Genomic DNA, 22,347 nt, shown 5'->3' with positions numbered 1-22,347 from the left:
TAAAATGGAAGAAAAGCAGTAACTTTGCAGACCGTATGATGCGCAAGTTACTGTTTTTCTTGTTACTGTGCATGTCTGTCCACGCGAGTGCACGCCATCCTGTAGGCTATGGTGCCGTCATTGGAGAGTGGACAGGTACGTGGGCCACGGCCATGCAGGTACCCGTCAAGGCCTTCATGCCTTACAATAATCAGATGAGTGATCGCTCTGTGAGACAGATCGTAAAGGTGTCGGTAGGCGGCAGGGTAGTGAGGCTTCAGTTGAGCAATATCTATTCTGCTGAGGCAGTGGTGCTGCGTAGTGTCTATATCTCGCATGCTTTGGACTCCTTCGCAGTGGAGCTCAAGACAGCGCGTTTTTTAAAGTTTGGCGGGAAGGACGGCGTGGTCATCCCGCCTGGCAAGAGCCTCTTCTCTGATGCCGTGGCCTTCGATCTCAAGCCTTTGGAGAAAGTGGCCATTACCCTCAACTATGAGATCGCACCCAAGTCGCCGACCGTACATATGGGTTCGCGCACCACGAGCTTTATCCTGAAAGGCGCAAGCACGCCGGAGACCGACTTCTCCAAGGCTTTTCGTTATGAGAAGTGGTTCAATATTGCAGCCTTGGAGGTGCTGGCCACCAATGTCCGCGGCATCGCCATCATTGGCAACAGTATCACCGACGGCAAGGGATCTACCACAGATCATCAGGACCGCTGGCCCGACGAGATGAGCTTCTGGCTCAATGGACCGTTCCATCAGAAAGAAGAGGAGGAGGCAAAGGTAGGCAACAAGAAAATTGCGGCGACGCAATGGGGTGTGCTCAACCTGGGTATCGGCAACAACCGCGTGCTGACCTACAGTGGCTACGGCGAGGCTGCAAAGAAGCGGTTCGACCGCGACATCCTTGAGCAGCACGGCGTCTCCGACATCGTCATCTTTGAGGGCATCAACGACCTCGGTACGAGCAGTTACGGTGTCGTGACCGCCTACAACCTCATCATGGAGTACCGGAAGATGATAGAGAAGTGTCACCAGGCGCACAAGAAGGTGTACCTCGCCACCATCACGCCTATGGGTGGCAGCGCTTATTACAATGCCGACCACGAGGAGGGACGTCGCATCGTCAACGCCTGGATCCGCTCACAGAAGCAGGCCGACGGCTTCCTCGACTTCGATGCACTCATGCGGGACCCCAAGCATCCCTCGGCTATTCGTCAAGGTCTATGTCTCCATGACCGGCTCCATCCCAATGCCGCAGGCTACAAGGAAATGGGGCGCTATGCCGCTGAATTCTTCATTAAGACACAATAACGTTTTGGCTTATGAACGTACAGATAGAACCCTCGTGGAAACAGTATCTTCAGCCGGAGTTTGATTCCACTTATTTCAGGCAGCTCACGGATGCCGTAAGGCAAGAGTACAGGCACGGCCCGTGCTATCCTCCCGGACATCTTATCTTCAATGCTTTCAACCTTACACCGTTCGATAAGGTGAAAGTCGTCATCATCGGGCAGGACCCTTACCATGAGCCTGGTCAGGCCATGGGGCTGAGTTTCTCGGTGCCTGGAGGCGTAATGATGCCCCCTTCGTTGGTCAATATCTTCAAGGAGATTCACGGCGACTTGGGCAAGCCTTTCCCTGCTGATGGCGATCTGACACGCTGGGCGCGCCAGGGCGTGTTGCTACTCAATGCCACGCTCACGGTGCGCGCGCACCTTGCCAACAGTCACCAGCAGCTTGGGTGGAGCTTCTTCACCGATGCCGCCATCAAGGCGTTGTCTGCTCACCGTGAGCATGTGGTCTATATGCTCTGGGGCAGCTATGCACGCAGCAAGCGCGGATTTATCGACAGCTCGAAGAATCTTATCCTTGAGTCGGTGCACCCCTCTCCCCTCTCTGCCAACCGTGGCGGATGGTTCGGGCAGCATCAGTTCTCAAGATGCAATGCTTACTTGAAAGCTAACGGGGAAGAAGAGATTGATTGGTAACTCGGTTGTTGGTGCCACCAAATACCATTAAATAAACGAGTGTAAATGAAAGAACTTCACATCATGCAGATAGGCAATGTGCTCGTCTCTCCCGATATTATTACGGAGTATTTCTGTTGTGATCTCTCCAAGTGCAGGGGTGTCTGTTGTGTCGAGGGTGACGCGGGAGCCCCCGTGACGCTTGATGAGATAGCGGCGATGGAGGACGATCTCGATGCTGTATGGGGTGAGCTTTCGGCGTCAGCTCAAAGCGTCATCGACAGGCAGGGCGTGGCCTATACCGACAACGACGGCGACCTCGTGACGAGCATCGTGGGCGGAAAAGACTGCGTCTTCACCTGCTACCACAATATCACCGACTTTAACGATGGGTCCCCCATACCGCATTGCTGCCTCTGTGCTTTCGAGTGCGCCTACCGCGAGGGCCGCATCAAGTGGTGCAAGCCTATCTCGTGTGCTCTTTATCCTATCCGCGAGAAGCAGTTCGACATGGGACTGGTAGGTATTAATTATAATCGTTGGGGCGTGTGCCGTGACGCTGTGGCGTTGGGCAGAAAACTCAGTATGCGCGTCTATCAGTTTCTCAAGAAACCCCTTATCCGCCGCTTCGGCAAGGCGTGGTATGAGGAGCTCTGCGAGGCTGCGAGGATTTTAGGGTATTGAGTCTGCCGTTTCTTTCAGACCTTCTCGGGGTAAGCGTGTTTGCCTTTCCATACACAGTTCCATATCTTGAAGTAGACGGCGGGTACACAGCTATCTGATTTTTCCAGTCTGTACTCCCAATCCTCTTGTGGGCGGGTTGCGTGAGCAAGAATGAGGAGGATCTTTTTTGGAGACTCACTGGCTGGAGCACGGGTCAGCAAGTCCTGTATTCTTTTGGCGACATGCCTGTGTGCTGCTTGAAGTATTTGCCGAGAAAGCTCTGGTTGGGGAAGTGCATTTTCTCAGCTATTTCTTTGATGGACAGTGTGCTGGTGCGGAGGAGCACACGGAGCTCAAGCATGACATAACTGTCAATCCATTGATTGGGTGTTTTCCGGCTGATTTGCCTGACGCTCTCTGAAAGATACTTATGGGTGATGTGCAGTTGTAGGGCATACCAGCTCACCCTTCGCTCTTGTCGGAAGTTCTTCTCCACAAGTTCGATAAACTCCATGAAGATGTCCTCGGCCCGTGTATTCTTCTTGTCTTCCTGATTAAAGACCTTCCAGAAAATGTTTCCGGCATCGTAGAGAAAAGCCTGGATAAGGGCTTTCACGGTGTCTCTTCGAAAGCGGTGGGTTGTCTCGCTGGTCTTTTGCCGGATGAGCAGATAAAAGCTGAGGATGCTTCTGACCTCTTCCCTGTCCATGCTGAAGACTGGATGCAGGCGCGAGAACAGAAAGATGGAGGACAGGTCGCGCATGCCGGAAAGCACTTCCTGGACATACTCCTGTGAGATGACGACAGTGCGCCCTTCACAATCGGGGCCTATGCTGACTTTTTCGATTACTTGTCCATAGCTCATGATGATGCAATGGCCTGCCGTAACCGTTTGCTGCATTGTATCGATGACATACCTCACGCTTCCCTTGTCGCAGAAAGCAAAGATGAAGCATCCGAGACGTTTGGGTTCATCAGGTGTCGTTATCGACTTGACATCGTCGATAATAGCTAAGTCTTGTCCAAGACTCAGGCATTGTGAGGCCTGTTTAACGCTGTCGATAGTAATCGAAGGCATGGTGTTATTCATAGTTCTCCTTTCTGTTTACCTCTATCATTTCCAGGGTGGTCAATCGTTTCACATTGCCTTTGATAGTGATTCCTTTAGTGTAGGCGGCTCCAAATTGTGGGTAAGCCTGTTCGTCCATGCTTCCGTTGCAGATGTATCGGAGAGGCCCGAGGCAGATTTCTTCTCCTCTTCTCGCTTCCCTTATTGTGGCTCTATAGAAGCCATAGAATCCGTTTGGCGCCGTAATGTCGTTCTGCAGAATGCTGTCCTGATACCATGTGGTGATATGTGTGATGGCTGGCAGCACTGCTTGGCCAGAATACGCGCAGGAGGACGAGGCTGTTCCTTTCTTCGCTTGCAGCCACAGGGCACTATCGTAGATGGTGGCGGCATTCCATTGCTGGTCGTGGCCGCGTCCGTCTACAATCTCTTCTCCGTTGGGCGTGATCCACGAATTGGCGCGCCGACAGAGCCATGAGTCATCACTTTCGTAGCAGAAGACCGCATGGTCATGATCTCTCCCAAAGAGCCTTACCGCGATCTGGGTCTCTGTGTCGGCAGGTCCTACCGGCGAATAAAGCACCGCCACGACATTGGTATCGGGGCGCATGTAAGGCGTCGTGTCGAACGTGAGTTCTACGGCTTTTTGGTTACCATCACTGCGAAGGGGCATATAGGGAGCCGTGCCAACTTTGCATTCGTTGACATACAGTTTGCAGAACCCTGTAGTGGTAATGGTGAGCGTGGCTTGTTGTGGCCTACCTTTCGTGATGTAGGCTTTCCGAAAGCAGATGCGCGCGAGGCTGTCGGCTTGTGGCGCGAAGATCCATGGTGTGCTGGCTGTTGCCTTGCCCAAGAAGAAAAATGAAAAAACAAAGAACGCAGAAACCCATTGAAAAGAACGGGCTATCCTTCTTTCCCCGTCTTTCCTGTCAGCGTTTCTTCTCATCATGTCCTTTTGTTTACGATGTACGTCCCGAAAAAGCAGTAGGTGCGATCCCTCAGGACCGCGTCTACTTGAAGATGTCTCTTGCCTGCACAGTGTCGTTTTTATGCGTCAATGTTGGCGTAGGCAGCGTTATCCTCGATGAACTCGCGGCGTGGCTCCACGTCGTCTCCCATGAGCATGGAGAAGATCTCATCAGCCTCGGCAGCGTTCTCAATGGTGACCTGTTTCAACAGGCGGGTCTTCGGATCCATGGTCGTCTCCCACAGCTGTTCGGGGTTCATCTCACCGAGACCTTTGTAGCGCTGCGTGTGGATACTGGTGCCTTCCTGTCCGTTGCCATACTTGTCGAGGAACGCCTGACGCTGCTGATCGTTGTAGCAGTACTGTGAGATCTTGCTCTTGAACGTGCACTTGTAGAGTGGCGGCGTGGCGATATAGAGATGTCCTTCCTCAATGACTTTTGGCATGAATCGGAAGAAGAGCGTCATGATGAGCGTGTCGATGTGTGATCCATCGACATCGGCATCGGTCATGATGATGATTTTATCGTAACGCAGTTTGTCGATGTTAGCCTCGCGGTCGTCCTCGCCATCCACTCCGAAGCGCACGCCGATGCTCTGGATGATGTTCATCACCGACTCGGCTTCGAACACGCGGTGCCACTGTACTTTCTCCACGTTGAGGATCTTACCGCGCAGCGGCAGGATAGCTTGAGTGTAGCGATCACGTCCCTGCTTGGCTGAGCCGCCTGCAGAATCGCCCTCGACAAGGAAGATCTCGCAATCCTTTGGGTCACGGTTGGAGCAGTCGGCGAGTTTTCCGGGCAGTCCGCTTCCACCCATAACGCTCTTGCGCTGTACGCTCTCGCGTGCCTTCCGCGCTGCGATACGTGCTGTGGCAGCGAGGATCACCTTCTCGCAAATCTTATGTGCCTCGTCGGGATGCTCTTCCAAATAGTTGGTCAGGGCTTCACCCACAGCCTGGTTCACGGCGCCGGAGACCTCGCTGTTGCCGAGTTTGGTCTTCGTCTGGCCTTCAAACTGGGGCTCTGCCACCTTGATGCTGATGACAGCAGTGAGCCCCTCGCGGAAGTCCTCGCTGGCGACTTCGATTTTCGCTTTCTCTATCTGCTTCCTGATCTGCGGATCATTGTCGGCGTAGTTTTTCATCACACGCGTCAAGGCCATGCGGAAGCCCGTGACATGGGTGCCGCCCTCGATGGTGTTGATGTTGTTGACGTAGGAGTGCAGATTCTCGGAATAGTCGGTGTTGTACATGATAGCGACCTCGATGGGCACACCCTGTTTCTCTGTCTTGAGATAGATGACATCGTCGAAGAGATGCTGACGATGGCGGTCGATGTAGCGCACGAATTCTTTCAGTCCGTCTTTCGCATGGAACACTTCCTGGCGTGTCTTTCCGGTCTCGGGGTCGGGGCGCAGGTCGGTGAGCGTGATTTTGATGCCGGCGTTGAGGTAGGCAAGCTCACGCATACGGCGGGCGACGATGTCCCATTGGAATGTTGTCGTAGTGAAAATAGTGGGGTCTGGCCAGAACTGCTGGCGTGTGCCACGCTTGTCAGTGTCGCCAATCATCTTGACGGGATAGAGCGGCTTGCCTTTTTCATATTCCTGCTGATAGATGTGGCCGTCGCGGTAGACCTGTGACTTCATGCGTGTGGAGAGTGCGTTGACACAGCTCACACCCACGCCGTGGAGACCTCCGGAGACCTTATAGGAGTTCTTGTCGAACTTACCGCCGGCGTGCAGCACCGTCATCACTACTTCGAGAGCGGATTTGTGCAGCTTCTTGTGCTCATCGACGGGAATGCCTCGTCCGTTGTCCTCTACGGTACAACTGCCATCGGTGTTGATGGTTACCTCGACTTCTGTGCAGTAGCCGGCCATGGCCTCGTCGATACAGTTGTCTACGGTCTCGTTGATGAGGTGGTGGAGACCTTTTTCGGAGATGTCGCCGATGTACATTGCCGGACGCTTGCGCACGGCTTCCAAACCTTCTAACACCTGGATGTTGGAGGCTGAATAGTTATCTTCAGAATGTTGATTTTCTGCCATTTCTTATAGCTTGTTATTACCTTGCAAAGGTAATAAAAAAAGTGAAGAATCAGCTAATAAATCGGATAAAAAAGTTGTTGACGACAGTCTTTGTCTTCCATCGGACCCTGATGAAGTAAATCAAAAAGTAGGAAACTTTATTTTATCTTCCCAACCACGCCTCAGGATTGAGCTTGGCGCGCTCCTTACGAAGCTGGAACTGGAGGATGTGATCGGAGCCTACCGTACCGAGAATCTGGCGAGTAGAGACGTGCTGGCCACGGCTCACGCTGGCAGAGCTCAGATTGGAATAGACCGAGATATAGGCGCCATGACGGAGCATGACCACCACTGTGCCTGCATAACTGAGCACGGCACTGACCTCACCATCGTAGATAGCGCGTGCCTTGCAGCCGCCACCACCCATGATGTTAATGCCCTTGTTGTCGAGCGTGACACCTTGCAAGCCCGCGACATTATATTGTCCAAAATGGCTCACGATGCGGTAGTTGCCGGTAATAGGCATCGGCAGCCGACCCTTATTGGCCTCAAAGCCGTTGTTCATCATACGATCAACGGATGAGAATTGCCGCTCTTCCTGTACGTCCTCCCTGGCATCGGCGATCTCTTTCTTTGCCCGCTCGGCATCGGCTGCCTGCTTGCGCTCGGCCGCTTGACGCACGGCCTCGGCCTCACGTGCCGCCTGTTCGGCAGCAGCTTTTCTGGCCGTAGCAGCAGCCTCTAACTCCTTGGCTTTGCGCTTCTCCTCTGCTGCTGCAGCCTCACGCGCCTTTCTGGCAGCCTCCTCAGCCTCGCGCGCCTGCTGAGCGGCCTTAGCAGCGGCCTGCTCACGGGCCTTGGCCTCGGCGATACGGCGGGCGTTCTCACGGGCGGCAGCCTCAGCAGCGGCTTTCCTTCGGGCAAGCTCCTCCGCCTTTCGCTGACGGGCAGCAGCGGCGGCAGCAGCCTGACGGCGGGCCTCAGCCTCAGCACGCGCACGCACTTTAGCTACCTCAATCTCCACCTGACGGTCGATCTCAGCATTCAGTGCCGCGTCTTTTTTACGTTGCTCAGCGATGAGACTGCGGATGGTAGACTGCTGTTTTTGCAAGCCGTTGACAATCTCTTGCTGCTGACTCTTGTTAGACTCCAGCTTCGCATGCTCCTGTCGACCTTTGTAGAGAAGGTTGTTTTTCTGCCCCTTCACTGTCTGCAACTGCTTGTGCTTGACGCCCACCTGCACCTGCTTGGCTTTCACGGCCTCGCCCTGTGCACGCTGATAGTTGGCATATTCGCGTACAAACCGCAGGCGACGGTACATCTGATAGAGATTCTTAGCAGAGAAAATAAACATCAACTTGTCCTGCACCGTGCGGTGGCGCGCCATATAACGCATCGACTTGATATACTTGGTCTGGCGGTCCTTAAGCTGTCCCTGAAGAGTCTTGAGCTGCGAGTTGAGAATGCCGATATTACCGTTGATGTGGTGGATATCCTTCTCAATATTGTTGATATTCTGCTTGCTCTTGTCAATCTCACCATTGATGAGCATCAGCTCGTTGAGCTTTTTGCTGACATTATTACGGTTCTCCTGGAGAGCTTTCTCCTGCTCTCTGATCTTCTTCTGAATATCAGCCCTCTGACTCTGCAACTTTCTGATGGACGCGTTGGAGTAAGTAGTGGCTGATGGTTTCCGGCTTCCATGATGTCCAGATGCAGCCTTTCTGTTGGCCGGATGCTTTGTCTGAACTGTGTGGTTGACCTTTTTAGTCTTTGTCTTTCCCGACTGTGCAAAGGCTGAGGGCACTGCCAAAGTCAGGGCGAGCAATATACTAACTATGTATTTCATTACATATTAAACAGTTTAGAAAATATATCGGCTGCCTCAATCTTCTTATATTTCGATGGGAGTGTTGTCTCCGTGCTCCATTTTGAGGATGTACTAATGTTGTCCATATCCAATACCATCGTTACCTTCTTCACCTTCTTGGTGGCCGACGTCAGGAAAACGAGTTCCTCATAAGCCGGGAACAACTTTGCCCCAAGAGGCTTGAAGTTGGCATATTTCATCGTAAGCGTCGACTTTCCATGCTGTTCCGAGACATAGGTGACCTTTGTATTGTCAATGCGCCCCGTCAGCCTGTCGGTGTCCCAATGGTATGTCATGCGGCCTTTATCCAAGCTGACGGGCACCGTCTGCGCTGCGCCGTTGAGGTCAGCTCTGAACTTAGACAGATCGGACTCATCCACCTGTTTCTCCCCTGGCATATAAAGCTGATTCCAGAACAGAGCCTGAAGGGCATAGAAATCAAGGCCATTGTCACGCAAAAAGTCAAGTTGGCGATAGTCTTCCTTCACGTATTGCTTGTGCAGACGGTCCACAACGAGCACATAATCGGGTGTGAACTCCAGACGTCCCACCTCTGTATGGATGATCGGCACGAAGAGTTGGAGACGGATCATCTGGTCTTTCCGCATGTGTAAGCTCCCTGGCACCGACACGTCCTTGCCGTCCATCGTGGCGGAGAAAGTGAGGTTGGCAACAATGTCTTGCGCCGTCACCTTGCCGTCATTGACTTTTTGTACAAACGTAAAGCCCGAACTTTCAGGTATCTCCACCTGCTGCTTCACTGCTGAGGGCTTTGTCGATGGGGTCGTCACGTCCTTGACCGACGACTTCTGTGTGCCGCAAGCGGCAAGCAGCAATAATGAAAGGGCTGCCGCTATTTCATGTCGTATGTTCATAGCTACTTTGATTTCTTTCTGTAAAATCTGATTTTCTTTTCCAATGCCTTCGCGTCGCCACCATGCTTAAGAGCCTGTTCGCAGAAGGTTGCCGCCGTCTTGTAATCGCCCAACGCCGCATAGATGGCGGCAGCGTGCTCGTAAAGCGTATTGTCAGAAGTGGTGTCGGTGGAGAATTTCAATGTCTGGTCGATGTAAATCTTCGCGTCGGCATAGCGTCCGAGTCTGTAGAGTACCCAAGCATAGGTATCAAGATAGGTGGCATTCTTGGGCTCAGCGGCGATGGCTCTGGCGCTCATCTTCTCCGCTTTCTCCAGGTTGGTGCCGTCAACACTGAGAAAATAAGCATAGTTGTTGAGTGTTGCTACATTGTCTGGTTTGTATTGCAGACAACTGTCGTAGGCTGCATACGCTTCCTTATCATTACCCTTTGAATGATAAATCTCGCCCAAAATGGAGTACAAATCGGAGACAATGTCAGTGCTGCTCTGATCGTTGATGACCGCGGTGCCGCGTTTAAGCGCGTCGAGTGCACCGTCGTCGTCTTTCAGATAATAACGTGACAGGCCGGTGAAGAAGTAGAAAGCCAGCTCGTCGGGATTGTAGAGCATGCCCGGCTCGCTCAGCGCGGCGATCTCTTTCCAATTTTGTTTCGACCACTTATCTTGTATAAGCTGCACTCTTGCGCCCGCGTTGTCTGGCTGAAGGCGCAACAATTGCACAAGAGCATCGTCGACAGAATCTTTCGGCATCCGCTTCAAGGTATAGTATGCCGCCTTGAGTTGAGCCACCATAGTGTCGCGTGGCACGATAGTCTGCACCTTCTTGAAGAGCCTGACCACTTGCATGGAATCGCCGCCCTCCTTCTCATTCTGCTGGATGGCATTGCGCAAAAACTGGATGCGCGTCTCCTGCGGGGTCTCTTTGCCAAGAAGTAGCCGGTCCATCATGCTTTTGGCGAGCGAGTCCTGCCCCACAGCGTTATAGTAATCATACATGCAACTTTGCGCCATGGCATTGTGAGGTTCATCCTTCAACACGCTCGTATAGAGGGCGAGAGCCTCAGACCGGCGCTGGTGCTGCATCAGCCAGTTGCCGAGCATGAGCTTGAATCCCGGATCGTTGGGATGGCTGTCGGCAAGGCCCTTCAGCACATTGTAAGCCCCCTTTGTATCGCCTTTCATCTCATAGGCGTTCATACGCATCATCGAGAGCTGGTCACTGCCGCCATCTACCTGCTCCAAGCGGTCGATGGCCCCTAACAGCTTGTCATACGATTGCTGCTGCCGATACAGCTGAACCAATACGCCTAATACGTCGTCACGGTCGCGATGGCTGCGGTAAAGATTCTCATAGGCATCTATCGCCTTGGCATAATTGCCTGTGCCAATATACATCTGCGCCACCCGTTCCTGATAGGTATCGTTGGCAGGCTCCAGTATAGCCGCTGCCTCATACTCGCGTAAAGCCAGGCTGTCGCTGTCTCTGCCAGAATAATACTCGGCACGCATGAAGTGGGCTACAGCCGAGGAGGGGTTGACTTTCAGGCAGGAGTCTACCAGCATCATGCAAGAATCTGCATTGCCTTTCTCACGTTGACGCAAGGCGTTAAGGAAACGGTCAGCGAAGACACTGTCCTGTTCGGTTGTCAAAGAAGCCTTAAGCGCATGGGGCTTCTCTTTCTCTTTTTCAGGCATCGACGACACGGCAAAGGCATGACAAAGGAGAGCAGCCATGGCCAGCGCGGCAAATGGAAGTCCGTGTTTTCTCATCATTTCACTCCTGTATGGCCGTAACCGCCCTCGCCTCGCTCTGTCGCGTCAAGCACTCCCACGGGTTCCCAGACAGCAGTCTCATGTCTTGCGATGACCATCTGGGCGATACGCTCACCGGCATTCACTATAAAATCTTCATTAGAAAGATTGACCAGCAGTACCATCAGTTCACCGCGGTAGTCGGAGTCAATGGTTCCCGGCGTATTGAGCACCGTAATGCCGTGCTTTAGCGCCAGTCCACTGCGCGGCCGCACCTGCGCTTCGAAGCCCACCGGCAAAGCAATATGCAAGCCTGTAGGGATAAGACGGCGCTCCATCGGACGCAAAGTGACTGGTATTTCTATGTCAGCGCGGAGATCCATTCCCGCGCTCTGACTTGTAGCATATTGCGGCAAGGGCTGCCGACCTGCGTTTACGACTTTGATTTTCACCATAATAGTGCAAAATTACTCAATTCCTAACAGATAACTTAATTTTATCTATTAAAAAGACGAAAAGCCATGAAATAACTGTAACTTTGCCGGAAACAACACACGCTGAAATCATGAACTGGCAACAACTCATCAGCAACAAACGGCTCGGTCAAGAGGACCGTCATTCCCTGCGCCACGACGACCGCTCGGAATTTAAGCGCGACGGCGACCGTCTTATCTACTCAGCGCCTTTCCGGCGCCTGCAAAACAAGACCCAGGTATTTCCTCTTCCGGGCAGCGTTTTCGTGCACAACCGTCTCACTCACTCCATTGAAGTATCGTCTTTAGGGAAGAGTCTTGGCGACGATGTGGCGCGGCGGCTCACAGAAAAGCATCCAGAACTACGGGGTACGCTCTTCGAAGAGATTGGCACCATCGTGCAGACCGCTGGTCTGGCCCACGACATGGGCAACCCTCCCTTCGGGCATTCGGGCGAGAAAGCCATTCAAACGTTCTTCACCGAAGACAGTGGAAGTTTCTTAAAAAATAAAGTATCTGAGGCCTTCTGGGACGACATCACTCATTTCGAAGGCAATGCCAATGCCTTCCGACTGTTAGCCCACCAGTTTGTAGGACGGCGTCGGGGCGGTTTCGTCATGACCTATGCCACCCTTGCCTCCGTGGTGAAGTATCCCCGCTGCAGCAGCCTGGCCGGCGAGCACGGCAAGTTTGGCTTTTTCACAACGGAAGCACCCATTTTTGAAAAAATAGCTAACGAATTGGGAATCATCCACTTATCCAGACCGAGCGAACCGCTGAGATATGCGCGTCACCCCTTGGTTTACCTCATGGAAGCTGCCGACGACATCTGCTATGAAATCATGGACATCGAGGACTCACACAAGCTACACATCCTCTCCTTTGAGGAGACGCGCAACCTGCTGCTTGGATTCTTTGACGAAGAGACCCGCGCACACATCCTAAAACGCCTTAAGGAAGATGGCGTCACTGACGAGAACGAGCAGATTGTCTATTTCCGCGCCTGCGCCGTAGGCTGCTTGGAGCAGGCGTGCGTGGAGGCATTTGTCGCCCACGAGGAAGAAATCCTCAACGGCACCTTCACGGAGAGCCTCATCAGCCATATCGCAGAGCCTCAGCGCGAAGCCTACCAGCAGTGCGTGAAAACCTCGTATGAGAAGATATACCATTCCAAGCCTGTCCTTGATGTGGAGCTGAGCGGTTACAAAATCATGGAGACGCTTATGCGAACGTTCATCAACGCTGCCGTCCATCCAGAGAAATTCCACTCCCAACAGCTCATCAACCGCTTCTCCTCACAATATGATATTCACAGCGACGACCTGGAGACACGCATCATGGCCGTACTCGACTATATCAGTGGCATGACAGATGTCTATGCCCTTGACATCTATCAGAAGATCAGCGGCATAGCATTGCCCATCGTGTAAATCACTTCCCTGAGAGGACTTACTAACAATTCACAAAAGATATTATAAAGAAAAGTCAATCGTCTAACGGGCATTTACCTTCAATATAGCGATTCCCTGACTTTTCTTCATACCCTTTTCATATTGAGCTTGGCTCCTTGATTTTTTTATCTTTCATGCATTTGGGGTTGAGCCTTTCCCTTAGATAGGGCACGCGGCCTTACCTTACACCGTGCCGAACAGTACAGGGCGACTCTCTGTGAGCCGCCTCAAACAAATGTTCGAAAGATTGGAATGGGTCAGACCTCGGGGGCGTTACCGTACTTGTTGGGAGCCGCCTGAGAGGGTGTAACCAGCAAGATGAGCAGCCAGATAATGCCGATGATAGGCACCCATGAAATGAAAAACCACGCACCCGACTTGCCGATATCGTGCAGACGCCGCCACGTGACACCCAACATAGGCAAAAGCAGAGCCAGCACTACAATGCACGAGAGGATGTTATGAGAATCGCTAATCGCAACGCTCACGCCACTGGCCACAATAACGAGAATGAAGTAAGCCAGATAAAAGAACCAGTACTCAGAGCGCGTTGCCCGCCCTTCGAAGTTACAATAATTCTGGAATACTACTGACTTAAGACTTTCAACAAATGACATAATGGTTAAAATTAGTAAGTTAATAAACGGTTATATCTTTTTCGGCATAGGCATCCTGACGGCCTCGGGGTGCTCTGCCACGAAACTGTTGATGTGTCGGATGCGCTTCTCCTCAAAGATCTCGTCGACGGCAATGAGGATACCGCTCTCCTCAACGTCACCAAACTCATAGTTGACGGCGGTGCCGAAGAACTTCATCGTCGGGCTGAGATTCATATAAGCATTGACCAGCGGTGGGATGTTGTAGCCTAACTCGCGCACCTCATGGTTGAGAATACGGTAGTCACGCTTGAAGTCATCCTCGCAGAACATCTGTTTCAGCTCCTCCTCCGGTGTCTCAAGGAGCACAGGATGCACAGGAGCGACGAGGTGCTCATTGTCGCCGAAATGCTTGCGGAGAAAATAGAGAATCATGTCGCGGCCACGGCGCACAAACGACGGATACATCGTCATCTTCCCGAGAAAATACTTACAACGGGGATTAATGACGGTGAGAGCTCCCAGACCGTCCCACAGATTGTCGAGTGCAAAGATGCTCTTGGTGTTCTTCCGCACATTCTGATACTCCAGCGATACAAACGAGCGGCCCAGCTCAACCGTATAAGGCGCATAGTCTTTCATGAACTCATCGGAGAACCTGAACATATGGCTCATGGCAAGATTAGGCTGTCCGTCTTCCTTCAACTGCCAGTCTTCGCCGAAAAGATAGCGGTATCCTCCGATGATCTCTTCTGCTTCAGGATTCCACACCACGAGCTGCCTGCAACCACGCTGCATGGTGTCGAACTCGTCAATATCCATGCTCTTTCCAGTCCCACCACCAGCTGTGCGAAAAGCAATCTCGCGCAGTCGGCCAATCTCCTGCATGACATGGGGAGCCTCGGCAGCGCGAATGACATAAATCTCGTTGTGACTCTTATTCGTGGTGCGTAGACAACGCTCCGGAGTCAGTTCACTTTTCAGTACCTCCTTGCTGATGGGTTGGATAATTTCTTCTTCCATAGGATACTATTATTTGGTTGCGGCTACTCGGCCTTAAGGCCCCCAGGGCCTGCCTGTTGGTACACTTCGTCTTCCACGCGTGCCGCCCACTCCATCGGCGTGCGGCTTCTGTCAAAGGTCTGCCAGGGTATAGGCTTCCCAATGACCACACGGAAAGGCTTATGACGGTTGCGGTACATCTCATCGACAAGAAAGAGCATGGCGATGTTCACTTTCAGGCCGAGCCTTTCCTGCCAGTGTGCGATACGGTAAAAACGGTTGGAATTGCGGCCACTGAAATAGATAGGCACCACATCGCGCTGGTACTGGACGCTCTTCGAGACAAACGTCTTCTTCCACGGAATATCGTGTACCCGCCCGTCTATCATGCGCGAGTTGAGTCCCGCGGGAAACATGATGATGTGGTTATCACTCTCAAAAGCCGTCTCCACCGCCTCAGCCATCTCCGCCCCGTTACGCCCAGTCTTGTTGATGCCCACGCACACCGGTCGAAGCCCCGGCAAAAACATCAGCAAGTCGTTGACCAGATAACGGAACCGGCCCTCATAGTGCCGGCCGATGATGGAGCCAAGGCAGACGCCGTCCTGCCCACCCAACGGGTGATTGCTCACAAAGATATAGCGTTTGCCGTCGTCCTTGCGGGGCAGATTCTCAATGCCTTCAATCGTGACTTTCATGTCGAGATACCTCACGCATGCTTCCAGCCACGGCGTGCCTTCCAAGTCGCGATGCTCACCGAGAAAAGCGTTGACCTCATCCTCATGAACAATGCGCCGGAGCCAGTTCACAAGAAAACGTGGCGCGAAACGGGCTTTGCCGCCAACCTTGCTGCGCAGGATTCTCTCTACATCTATTGTCTTTTCTATGCTTTCTTGAATCATAACAAAACTACGTTGCAAAAATACCAATTATTTTTTTATAACCTTTCATTTTATTAGTAAAAATGCAAAAATATTTTTCTATTGAACATTTATGGGGGAAAAAGGAGGCTGCGGAATCGTCCGACACGTGAGGGAGAACTCTCCGGCACGTGCCGGAATATTCTCCGGCACGTACAGGAGTATCGTCTGACACGTGCCGGACGATCGAGAAGGGATACCTGAGCAGCAGGATTTGGCCATCTCAAAAATATTATCTAACTTTGCAGTGATAACTAAACACTAAGAAAATATGGAAATAAAATTTGACATTCACACCATTAAGAACGCTGACGGGAAAGGCAATGGGCACGCCTATGTACAGTTAGAGGCTGGCACGCCCATCACCGACGACGAATTAGCCGGCAACATCGAGGCTTCCTGCTCGTTGACCCGCGCCGATGTCAAGGCCGTACTCGCAGCCCTAAGGTATCACATCAGGCAAGAATTAGAATGCGGCAGACGCTTCCATCTCCCTGGAATAGGGTACTTTAGTCTTTCCGCAGGACTGTCACAACCGACAGACGGAAAGCGTGTCACCGGCAATGATGTATGGCTGAGGGGCATCAACTTTCTGCCGGAGAGCTCACTGACGGGAGAAGTCAGAAAGGGCGTGAGCTTCACACGCTCTAAAAGGGCAACCTCATCTATAGAATATACAGAAGATGAGCTAATGAAAAAATTGAACGAATATCACGTCGATCACCGCTTCATTACCCGCCAGGCCATGCGCGACAGTTTTGGTTTGTCAGGCTATATGGCAGACAAGTGGCTGACGAGGCTTGTCGGTCAAGGCAAGCTCAAGAAAGAGGGCAACCGACACGCGCCTCTGTATTTCTGGGCATAGCCGATAGCCTTCAAGCAGAATCTTAAAAGAGCCTCAGCCTCATCGCGTTAACGAAACAGTGTACGCCAAATCCCTCAATGATGCCTCCTTGCAACCGTGCCATCGAACAACAAGTGTAATGGCATTTTACCAATCTGCATGATTTCAATAAAAAAGTGGGGAAAAGTGGCGCAAAGTGGGGGAAAGTTTGTAACTTTGAACCCTAATACAATGGTAAGTCCCAATAAAGATGTGTTTCAATGCGTTTTTTAGGTAATATAGAGGCAAAGACAGACGCAAAGGGAAGAGCCTTCCTCCCTGCTCAGTTTCGCAAGGTGCTGGCGGCATCGGGCGAAGGGTCTTTAGTGCTTCGCCAGGACGTCTTCGAAGATCTGCTGGTGCTCTACCCCATAAGCGTCTGGAATCACCTGATGGACGAGATGCGCCAAAAGCTGTCGCGTTGGGACCGTAAACAGCAAATGGCCTACCGCACGTTTGTGAGCAGCGTCGTAGAGCTTACCATCGACGCGAGCGGCCGCATCCTCATTCCCCGCTACATTCTTGACACTGCCGGCATCCGCCAGGCCATCCGATTCGTGGGCATGGGCGACACCATAGAGATCTGGCCGGCTGACAACATGAAGATCATGGACAGAGACGACTTCAGCAACGTGATCGAAGATACTATGAAGAAAACCATAAAAGAGGAGGTTGACAATGACTGACAGTGCAGCCACCTACCACATACCTGTCCTGCTGACGGAGAGCATCGACGGGCTTGCCATTCGCCCTGACGGCGTCTATGTCGACGTCACCTTCGGGGGCGGCGGGCACTCGCGCGCAATCTTGGAGAGGCTTGGCGCCAAAGGGCATCTGTACGGCTTCGATCAGGACGCTGACGCGGAAAACAACATTGTCGACGACCCGCGCTTCACGTTTGTTCACTCCAACTTCCGCTGGCTCAGCAACTGGATGCGTTATTACGACGTGGAGCATATCGACGGACTGTTAGCCGACCTTGGCGTATCGAGCCACCATTTTAACAACGCAGAGCGAGGCTTCTCGTTCAGATACGACGCGCCCCTCGACATGCGCATGAACCGTGAAGGCGGAAAGACGGCTGCTGACATTGTGAACGAAGCCAGCCAAGAGCGGCTCGCAGACATCTTCTACCTCTACGGCGAACTGCGACAGTCGCGGCAGATTGCAGCCACTCTCGTTAAGGCCCGTGAGCATAGACCCATCCTCACCACCCAGGACTTTCTGCAAGTGGTCGATCCGCTTTTCCGCCGCGAGAAGGAGAAGAAAGACATGGCCCGCCTCTTTCAGGCGCTGCGCATAGAGGTGAATCACGAAATGGACGCGCTCGGCCAGATGCTCACAGCCGCCACACCGCTGCTGGCGCAGGGCGGGCGCCTGAGCGTCATCACCTACCATTCGCTGGAAGACCGGATGGTGAAAAATGTCATGAAGACCGGAAACATCAATGGCGAGGTGGAGGAAGATCCCGTTTACGGCAGAAAGGCAAGTCCCTACAAGCTGGTCAACAACAAAGTAATTGTGCCCCCGCCCGATGAGATTGAGCGTAATCCAAGAAGCCGAAGCGCCAAACTCAGGGTGGCAGAGAAGGCCAGCCAACAACTATCATCCAGCAACGAAAGATGAAAGAAAAGACAATAGGCAACGACAAGGAACCGCAACAAGACAATGCCCAAGAGCCTCAAAAGGACGTAAAGGCTGATGCGGAAAAGCCTGCAGACCCCACGGAAGACCAGAAAGAGGGGGAGAAGGACGGCGAGAAATCACTCTCTGAGGTCATCCGCGAGCAGGCCACAGAAGACGAGGCGCCACAGTCGAGAACGTTTTCACTGAAAAAGATTCTCGGTGGCGACATCCTCAGTACGTCGTTCATGCACCGACAGGTGTGGCTCTTCCTGCTCATCGCCTTGTTCATCGTGGTCTACATCGCCAACCGCTACTCCTGCCAACAAGACATCATCCAGATTGATGCCTTGCAGAAAGAGCTTAAGGATGCCAAATACAGGGCGTTGTCGAGCAACAGCAAACTCACCGAGAAAAGCCGGCAGAGCAACGTGTTGGAGATGCTTAAGGACAATAAAGACAGTACGTTGAAGTTGCCCTCACAGCCACCCTATATGATTACAGTACCTGATAATGAGTAAGTTCAATTATGATAAGATCATGCCGCGCTACAGTGTCATCGCTTTCTTGCTGACGCTGTTGGCCGTTGTCGTCCTCGCGCGCGCCGGATATATCATGACGGCAAAGAAGGCGTACTGGATGAAAGTGGCGAGCCGTGTCCGGCAAGACAGTGTGCGGACACAGCCTGTGCGCGGAAATATACTTTCCTGCGACGGACAGCTGCTCGCCTCCTCGCTGCCGGAATTCAAGATATACATGGACTTCCAGCAACTGCACGACGCAGGCAATGACTCGTTATGGAAAGCTAAACTCGACAGCCTGAGCCAAGGACTACACACGATTTTCCCAGAGCAGAGTGCACAAAAGTTCAAAGCCGAACTCACAAAGGGCTTCCATAGCCGCCGCACGACAGGACCGCATAAGGGAGAGCGCCTGCGCCATTGGGAGATATGGCCTAAGCGCATCGACTACAACACCTTCAGCCAGGTGTGCGAACTACCCATCTTCCGACTGTCAAGGCTCAAGAGCGGCTTCCATGTGGATCAGCTCAACGCCCGCGAGAATCCCTACGGATCACTTGCCAAGCGTACCATCGGCGACGTACTGCTCACGGAAGAGAACGGCCGTGCGGCACGCTACGGATTGGAGTTGAGTTACGACTCACTGCTGAAAGGCTCCTATGGCATTGTCAGCCGACAGAAAGTCTTAGGCAAATTCCTCAGCATCACTGACACGCCACCCATCAACGGGAGCGATATTGTGACTACTATCGATGTGGGCATGCAGGACTTGGCGGAGCGCTCACTCGTGAAAAAACTACAGGAAATCAACGGCACGGTGGGCGTGGCCATTGTCATGGAGGTGTCGACGGGTGATGTCAAGGCCATCGTAAATATGGAAAAGTGCGAGGATGGCAGTTATCGCGAGATCCAAAGCCATGCCGTAAGCGACCTGTTGGAACCCGGATCGGTATTCAAGACCGCCTCGGTGATGACCGCCTTAGAGGACGGCGTCTGCGACACTGCATTCAAAATCCCCACGGGCAACGGCATCTGGCACGTTTATGGGCGCGACATGAAAGACAGCCATTGGCGCACAGGCGGCTATGGCACCATCTCCTTAGGACGCGCCATGGAGGTGAGCTCCAACATCGGCGTGAGCTATATGGCTGACAAATTCTACCACAACGACCCCGAAAAATTCGTGCGTGGCATCTACCGTACAGGCATCAATGGCGCAGGCGTGAAAATCCCCATCGTCGGCCATGCCACTCCCGTAATCAGAATGCCTAAGAAAAACAAGCGTGGTGAATGGATCAACTGGAGCAACACCGCTCTGCCATGGATGAGTATCGGCTACGAGACTCTGATTCCACCCATCTACACCCTCACTTTCTACAACGCTATTGCCAACAACGGCCGTATGATGGAGCCGCGCTTTGTGAAGAGTGCCATCAAGGACGGTGACACCATCGCTTCATTCCCTCCACAGGTGGTGAAAGGCAAAGAGCACATTGCCTCGGAGCGGACCATCCGAATCATTCAGGACCTGCTGAGAAGAGTTGTCCTCAACGGCACAGGCAAGAAAGCCTACAGTCCTGCCTACTGGACATGCGGCAAGACCGGTACTGCAATGATTGCCAGCAACGGATCCTACGGAGGAGCCGCCCACAGCCTGCTCTCTTTTGCCGGATGGTTCGGGCAGAAAGACCGGCCTTATTACAGTTGCATCGTCTGCATTCAGAAATACGGATTACCCGCCTTCGGATGGATGAGCAGTGAGGTTTTCAAGGACATCGCCGATGGCATTATGGCTAAATATGTGAGATACAGCGTCAGTGACGCGCGCGAGCCCGACTCTCAGCTGATTCCAGACGTAAAGGGTGGCAACATCCTCTCTGCCGACTATGTGCTCTCTACATTGGGCATCTCCACTTACTCTAACTATCCATTCCGAGAGACCGAGACACAGCCTGTCTGGGGCATCGCCGAACGGAGACGCGGTAGTGTGAAACTCTCGAAGCGGGGCGTATCCAAGCCGTCTGTCATGCCTGATGTCCACGGCATGGGGGCCCGTGATGCAGTCTTTCTGGCAGAGTCGAGCGGCGTGAAATGCATTGTCCAAGGCCGGGGCAAAGTGGTGGCTCAAAGCATCGGTCCAAACATGAGGGTGAAGCGAGGACAAAAGTGTGTGCTCACACTGGGAAATTAAAGAAAAATCGGAGATATATTTAAGGAAAATAACAAAATAAGATAGTAAGATGAAACTGCAGGAACTTCTTAAGAACATCAAGCCGCTCCGCATTGAAGGCAGTACGGATGTAGACATTACGGGAGTAAACATCGATTCACGCAAGATCGGCGACGGTCATCTCTTTGTCGCGATGAAAGGCACGCAGACTGACGGGCACAAGTTCATCCCCAAGGCACTGGAGCTTGGCGCCAAAGCCGTGCTCTGCGAGGACATGCCAGCAAATTTAGCCGATAGTGTCACTTACATACAGGTAGAGAGCACTGAGGACGCAGTGGGCAAGGTTGCTACGCTCTTTTACGGTGATCCTTCCAAGCATCTGAAACTCGTCGGCGTGACGGGAACCAATGGCAAGACGACCATCGCCACATTATTATATAATATGTTTCGCGAGTTTGGCTATCGTTGCGGCTTGATGTCCACGGTGTGCAACTATATCGATGGCAAGCCAGTCCCGGCCGACCACACCACTCCTGACCCGATAGAGCTCAACGAGCTCTTGGCCGAAATGGTGAAAGCCGGTTGCCAGTATGCCTTCATGGAGTGCTCGTCGCATGCCATCCACCAGAAGCGGATAGGCGGACTGAAGTTCACCGGCGGCATTTTCACCAATCTCACACGCGACCATCTTGATTACCATAAGACGTTTGAGAACTACCGCAACGCTAAGAAAGCATTCTTCGACGCCCTCCCCAAATCGGCCTTTGCTATCACCAATGCCGATGACAAGAATGGCATGATCATGGTGCAGAATACGAAAGCAACCGTAAAGACCTACTCCATCCGCCAGATGGCCGACTTCCGCGCACGCATCATTGAGATGCACTTTGCCGGTATGTATCTTGACATCGACGGCCACGAGGTAGGCGTACGGTTCATCGGCAAGTTTAATGTCTCCAACCTGCTTGCCGTCTATGCGGCTGCCTGTATGTTGGGCAAAGAGCCTGAGGAAATACTCGTGGTGCTGAGCACACTGCACAGTGTCAGTGGCCGCCTGGAGCCGATCCATTCACCTGAGGGTTTCACCGCCATCGTTGACTACGCTCACACGCCTGACGCACTGGAGAATGTGCTCAATGCCATTCATGAGGTGCTCGACGGAAAAGGCCATGTCATCACGGTCTGCGGTGCCGGCGGAAACCGTGACCACGGCAAGCGCCCCCTCATGGCGCAAGAGGCCGTGAAGCAGAGCGACAAAGTCATCATCACCAGCGACAATCCACGCTTTGAGGACCCACAGGCTATCATTGACGACATGGTGGCAGGACTCGATAAAGAGCAGATGAAGAAAGTCATTACCATCGTCGACCGCAAGGAAGCCATCAAGACTGCGTGCATGATGGCACAAAAAGGTGATGTCGTGCTCGTAGCAGGAAAAGGACACGAGGACTACCAGGAGATTCAAGGTGTGAAACATCACTTCGACGATAAGGAAGTGCTGCACGAGATCTTTAACAGTTAGG

At 52.7% G+C, this 22,347-nt stretch carries 20 protein-coding genes; 10 read left to right on the top strand and 10 right to left on the bottom strand.

Going from position 1 to position 22,347, the window contains the following annotated elements:
* The first annotated feature begins 35 nt into the window (after positions 1–35).
* Genes PREMU_RS02095 through PREMU_RS02085 form a run of 3 tightly spaced genes read left to right on the top strand, consistent with a single transcriptional unit; the run spans position 36 to position 2,635 of the window.
* The gene (locus PREMU_RS02095) at positions 36–1,295 is read left to right on the top strand and encodes a GDSL-type esterase/lipase family protein (RefSeq protein WP_007572765.1); all 1,260 of its coding nucleotides are present in this window, start codon (positions 36–38) and stop codon (positions 1,293–1,295) included.
* 11 nt (positions 1,296–1,306) lie between these two features.
* On the top strand, positions 1,307–1,972 hold the full coding sequence (locus PREMU_RS02090; protein ID WP_007572764.1) for a uracil-DNA glycosylase: 666 nt from the start codon (positions 1,307–1,309) through the stop codon (positions 1,970–1,972).
* 45 nt (positions 1,973–2,017) lie between these two features.
* On the top strand, positions 2,018–2,635 hold the full coding sequence (locus PREMU_RS02085; RefSeq protein WP_007572762.1) for a DUF3109 family protein: 618 nt from the start codon (positions 2,018–2,020) through the stop codon (positions 2,633–2,635).
* Positions 2,636–2,828: 193 nt separating this feature from the next.
* On the opposite strand, the gene PREMU_RS02080 is transcribed toward PREMU_RS02085, so the two are convergent.
* From PREMU_RS02080 to dut, 7 genes are all read right to left on the bottom strand, one after another.
* Entirely contained in the window at positions 2,829–3,704 is an 876-nt protein-coding gene (locus PREMU_RS02080) for a helix-turn-helix domain-containing protein (RefSeq protein WP_007572761.1), read from the bottom strand.
* Entirely contained in the window at positions 3,697–4,635 is a 939-nt protein-coding gene (locus PREMU_RS02075) for a hypothetical protein (protein ID WP_156803936.1), read from the bottom strand. The genes PREMU_RS02080 and PREMU_RS02075 overlap by 8 nt, the downstream gene beginning before the upstream one ends.
* A gap of 98 nt (positions 4,636–4,733) precedes the next feature.
* Entirely contained in the window at positions 4,734–6,707 is a 1,974-nt protein-coding gene (gene gyrB / locus PREMU_RS02070) for a DNA topoisomerase (ATP-hydrolyzing) subunit B (RefSeq protein WP_007572759.1), read from the bottom strand.
* A 142-nt stretch (positions 6,708–6,849) separates the two neighbouring features.
* On the bottom strand, positions 6,850–8,535 hold the full coding sequence (locus PREMU_RS02065; RefSeq protein ID WP_007572758.1) for a murein hydrolase activator EnvC family protein: 1,686 nt from the start codon (positions 8,533–8,535) through the stop codon (positions 6,850–6,852).
* On the bottom strand, positions 8,535–9,431 hold the full coding sequence (gene lolB1 / locus PREMU_RS02060; protein WP_007572756.1) for a lipoprotein insertase outer membrane protein LolB1: 897 nt from the start codon (positions 9,429–9,431) through the stop codon (positions 8,535–8,537). The genes PREMU_RS02065 and lolB1 overlap by 1 nt, the downstream gene beginning before the upstream one ends.
* A gap of 2 nt (positions 9,432–9,433) precedes the next feature.
* A complete protein-coding gene (locus PREMU_RS02055; RefSeq protein WP_007572754.1) occupies positions 9,434–11,206 on the bottom strand; it encodes a tetratricopeptide repeat protein in 1,773 nt (590 codons plus the stop codon).
* Positions 11,203–11,640 carry a dUTP diphosphatase gene (gene dut, locus PREMU_RS02050; RefSeq protein ID WP_007572752.1) on the bottom strand — a complete coding sequence of 146 codons (438 nt, stop codon included), beginning with the start codon at positions 11,638–11,640 and terminating at the stop codon, positions 11,203–11,205. Before dut ends, PREMU_RS02055 begins: the two co-directional genes overlap by 4 nt.
* 110 nt (positions 11,641–11,750) lie before the next feature.
* Here dut and dgt point away from each other — a divergent pair, with 110 nt between their 5' ends.
* Positions 11,751–13,088 carry a dGTP triphosphohydrolase gene (gene dgt, locus PREMU_RS02045; protein ID WP_040557940.1) on the top strand — a complete coding sequence of 446 codons (1,338 nt, stop codon included), beginning with the start codon at positions 11,751–11,753 and terminating at the stop codon, positions 13,086–13,088.
* Between the two features lie 278 nt (positions 13,089–13,366).
* Here the strand turns inward: dgt and PREMU_RS02040 are convergent, their stop codons facing one another.
* Genes PREMU_RS02040 through PREMU_RS02030 form a run of 3 tightly spaced genes read right to left on the bottom strand, consistent with a single transcriptional unit; the run spans position 13,367 to position 15,609 of the window.
* Complete coding sequence (locus PREMU_RS02040) at positions 13,367–13,726, bottom strand: DUF805 domain-containing protein (protein WP_007572749.1); 360 nt, start codon at positions 13,724–13,726, stop codon at positions 13,367–13,369.
* Positions 13,727–13,756: 30 nt separating this feature from the next.
* The gene (locus PREMU_RS02035; RefSeq protein WP_007572748.1) at positions 13,757–14,728 is read right to left on the bottom strand and encodes a glycine N(alpha)-acyltransferase GlsB; all 972 of its coding nucleotides are present in this window, start codon (positions 14,726–14,728) and stop codon (positions 13,757–13,759) included.
* A gap of 23 nt (positions 14,729–14,751) precedes the next feature.
* Entirely contained in the window at positions 14,752–15,609 is an 858-nt protein-coding gene (locus PREMU_RS02030) for a lyso-glycine lipid O-acyltransferase GlsA (RefSeq protein WP_040557939.1), read from the bottom strand.
* Positions 15,610–15,898: 289 nt separating this feature from the next.
* Between PREMU_RS02030 and PREMU_RS02025 the strand changes: the two genes are divergently transcribed.
* The 6 genes from PREMU_RS02025 (at position 15,899) to PREMU_RS02000 (ending at position 22,346) form a co-directional block, all read left to right on the top strand.
* Complete coding sequence (locus tag PREMU_RS02025; protein ID WP_007572746.1) at positions 15,899–16,492, top strand: HU family DNA-binding protein; 594 nt, start codon at positions 15,899–15,901, stop codon at positions 16,490–16,492.
* 239 nt (positions 16,493–16,731) lie between these two features.
* On the top strand, positions 16,732–17,196 hold the full coding sequence (locus PREMU_RS02020) for a division/cell wall cluster transcriptional repressor MraZ (RefSeq protein WP_007572745.1): 465 nt from the start codon (positions 16,732–16,734) through the stop codon (positions 17,194–17,196).
* Positions 17,189–18,136 carry a 16S rRNA (cytosine(1402)-N(4))-methyltransferase RsmH gene (rsmH, locus tag PREMU_RS02015; protein ID WP_007572744.1) on the top strand — a complete coding sequence of 316 codons (948 nt, stop codon included), beginning with the start codon at positions 17,189–17,191 and terminating at the stop codon, positions 18,134–18,136. Before PREMU_RS02020 ends, rsmH begins: the two co-directional genes overlap by 8 nt.
* The gene (locus PREMU_RS02010) at positions 18,133–18,654 is read left to right on the top strand and encodes an FtsL-like putative cell division protein (RefSeq protein ID WP_007572743.1); all 522 of its coding nucleotides are present in this window, start codon (positions 18,133–18,135) and stop codon (positions 18,652–18,654) included. The genes rsmH and PREMU_RS02010 overlap by 4 nt, the downstream gene beginning before the upstream one ends.
* The gene (locus PREMU_RS02005; protein WP_007572742.1) at positions 18,647–20,845 is read left to right on the top strand and encodes a penicillin-binding transpeptidase domain-containing protein; all 2,199 of its coding nucleotides are present in this window, start codon (positions 18,647–18,649) and stop codon (positions 20,843–20,845) included. The genes PREMU_RS02010 and PREMU_RS02005 overlap by 8 nt, the downstream gene beginning before the upstream one ends.
* A gap of 49 nt (positions 20,846–20,894) precedes the next feature.
* Complete coding sequence (locus PREMU_RS02000; protein WP_007572740.1) at positions 20,895–22,346, top strand: UDP-N-acetylmuramoyl-L-alanyl-D-glutamate--2,6-diaminopimelate ligase; 1,452 nt, start codon at positions 20,895–20,897, stop codon at positions 22,344–22,346.
* The last annotated feature ends 1 nt before the right edge of the window (position 22,347 follow it).

The organism is Hallella multisaccharivorax DSM 17128, from assembly GCF_000218235.1.
GTDB lineage: Bacteria > Bacteroidota > Bacteroidia > Bacteroidales > Bacteroidaceae > Prevotella > Prevotella multisaccharivorax.
This window is presented reverse-complemented; position numbering and strand designations above follow the sequence as displayed.

Excerpts from the sequence above, each read along its gene's own strand:
- PREMU_RS02095 (WP_007572765.1), top strand. The coding sequence starts at position 36 with ATGATGCGCAAGTTACTGTTTTTCTTGTTACTGTGCATGTCTGTCCAC.
- PREMU_RS02090 (WP_007572764.1), top strand. The coding sequence starts at position 1,307 with ATGAACGTACAGATAGAACCCTCGTGGAAACAGTATCTTCAGCCGGAG.
- PREMU_RS02085 (WP_007572762.1), top strand. The coding sequence starts at position 2,018 with ATGAAAGAACTTCACATCATGCAGATAGGCAATGTGCTCGTCTCTCCC.
- PREMU_RS02080 (WP_007572761.1), bottom strand. The coding sequence starts at position 3,704 with ATGAATAACACCATGCCTTCGATTACTATCGACAGCGTTAAACAGGCC.
- PREMU_RS02075 (WP_156803936.1), bottom strand. The coding sequence starts at position 4,635 with ATGATGAGAAGAAACGCTGACAGGAAAGACGGGGAAAGAAGGATAGCC.
- gyrB (WP_007572759.1), bottom strand. The coding sequence starts at position 6,707 with ATGGCAGAAAATCAACATTCTGAAGATAACTATTCAGCCTCCAACATC.
- PREMU_RS02065 (WP_007572758.1), bottom strand. The coding sequence starts at position 8,535 with ATGAAATACATAGTTAGTATATTGCTCGCCCTGACTTTGGCAGTGCCC.
- lolB1 (WP_007572756.1), bottom strand. The coding sequence starts at position 9,431 with ATGAACATACGACATGAAATAGCGGCAGCCCTTTCATTATTGCTGCTT.
- PREMU_RS02055 (WP_007572754.1), bottom strand. The coding sequence starts at position 11,206 with ATGATGAGAAAACACGGACTTCCATTTGCCGCGCTGGCCATGGCTGCT.
- dut (WP_007572752.1), bottom strand. The coding sequence starts at position 11,640 with ATGGTGAAAATCAAAGTCGTAAACGCAGGTCGGCAGCCCTTGCCGCAA.
- dgt (WP_040557940.1), top strand. The coding sequence starts at position 11,751 with ATGAACTGGCAACAACTCATCAGCAACAAACGGCTCGGTCAAGAGGAC.
- PREMU_RS02040 (WP_007572749.1), bottom strand. The coding sequence starts at position 13,726 with ATGTCATTTGTTGAAAGTCTTAAGTCAGTAGTATTCCAGAATTATTGT.
- PREMU_RS02035 (WP_007572748.1), bottom strand. The coding sequence starts at position 14,728 with ATGGAAGAAGAAATTATCCAACCCATCAGCAAGGAGGTACTGAAAAGT.
- PREMU_RS02030 (WP_040557939.1), bottom strand. The coding sequence starts at position 15,609 with ATGATTCAAGAAAGCATAGAAAAGACAATAGATGTAGAGAGAATCCTG.
- PREMU_RS02025 (WP_007572746.1), top strand. The coding sequence starts at position 15,899 with ATGGAAATAAAATTTGACATTCACACCATTAAGAACGCTGACGGGAAA.
- PREMU_RS02020 (WP_007572745.1), top strand. The coding sequence starts at position 16,732 with ATGCGTTTTTTAGGTAATATAGAGGCAAAGACAGACGCAAAGGGAAGA.
- rsmH (WP_007572744.1), top strand. The coding sequence starts at position 17,189 with ATGACTGACAGTGCAGCCACCTACCACATACCTGTCCTGCTGACGGAG.
- PREMU_RS02010 (WP_007572743.1), top strand. The coding sequence starts at position 18,133 with ATGAAAGAAAAGACAATAGGCAACGACAAGGAACCGCAACAAGACAAT.
- PREMU_RS02005 (WP_007572742.1), top strand. The coding sequence starts at position 18,647 with ATGAGTAAGTTCAATTATGATAAGATCATGCCGCGCTACAGTGTCATC.
- PREMU_RS02000 (WP_007572740.1), top strand. The coding sequence starts at position 20,895 with ATGAAACTGCAGGAACTTCTTAAGAACATCAAGCCGCTCCGCATTGAA.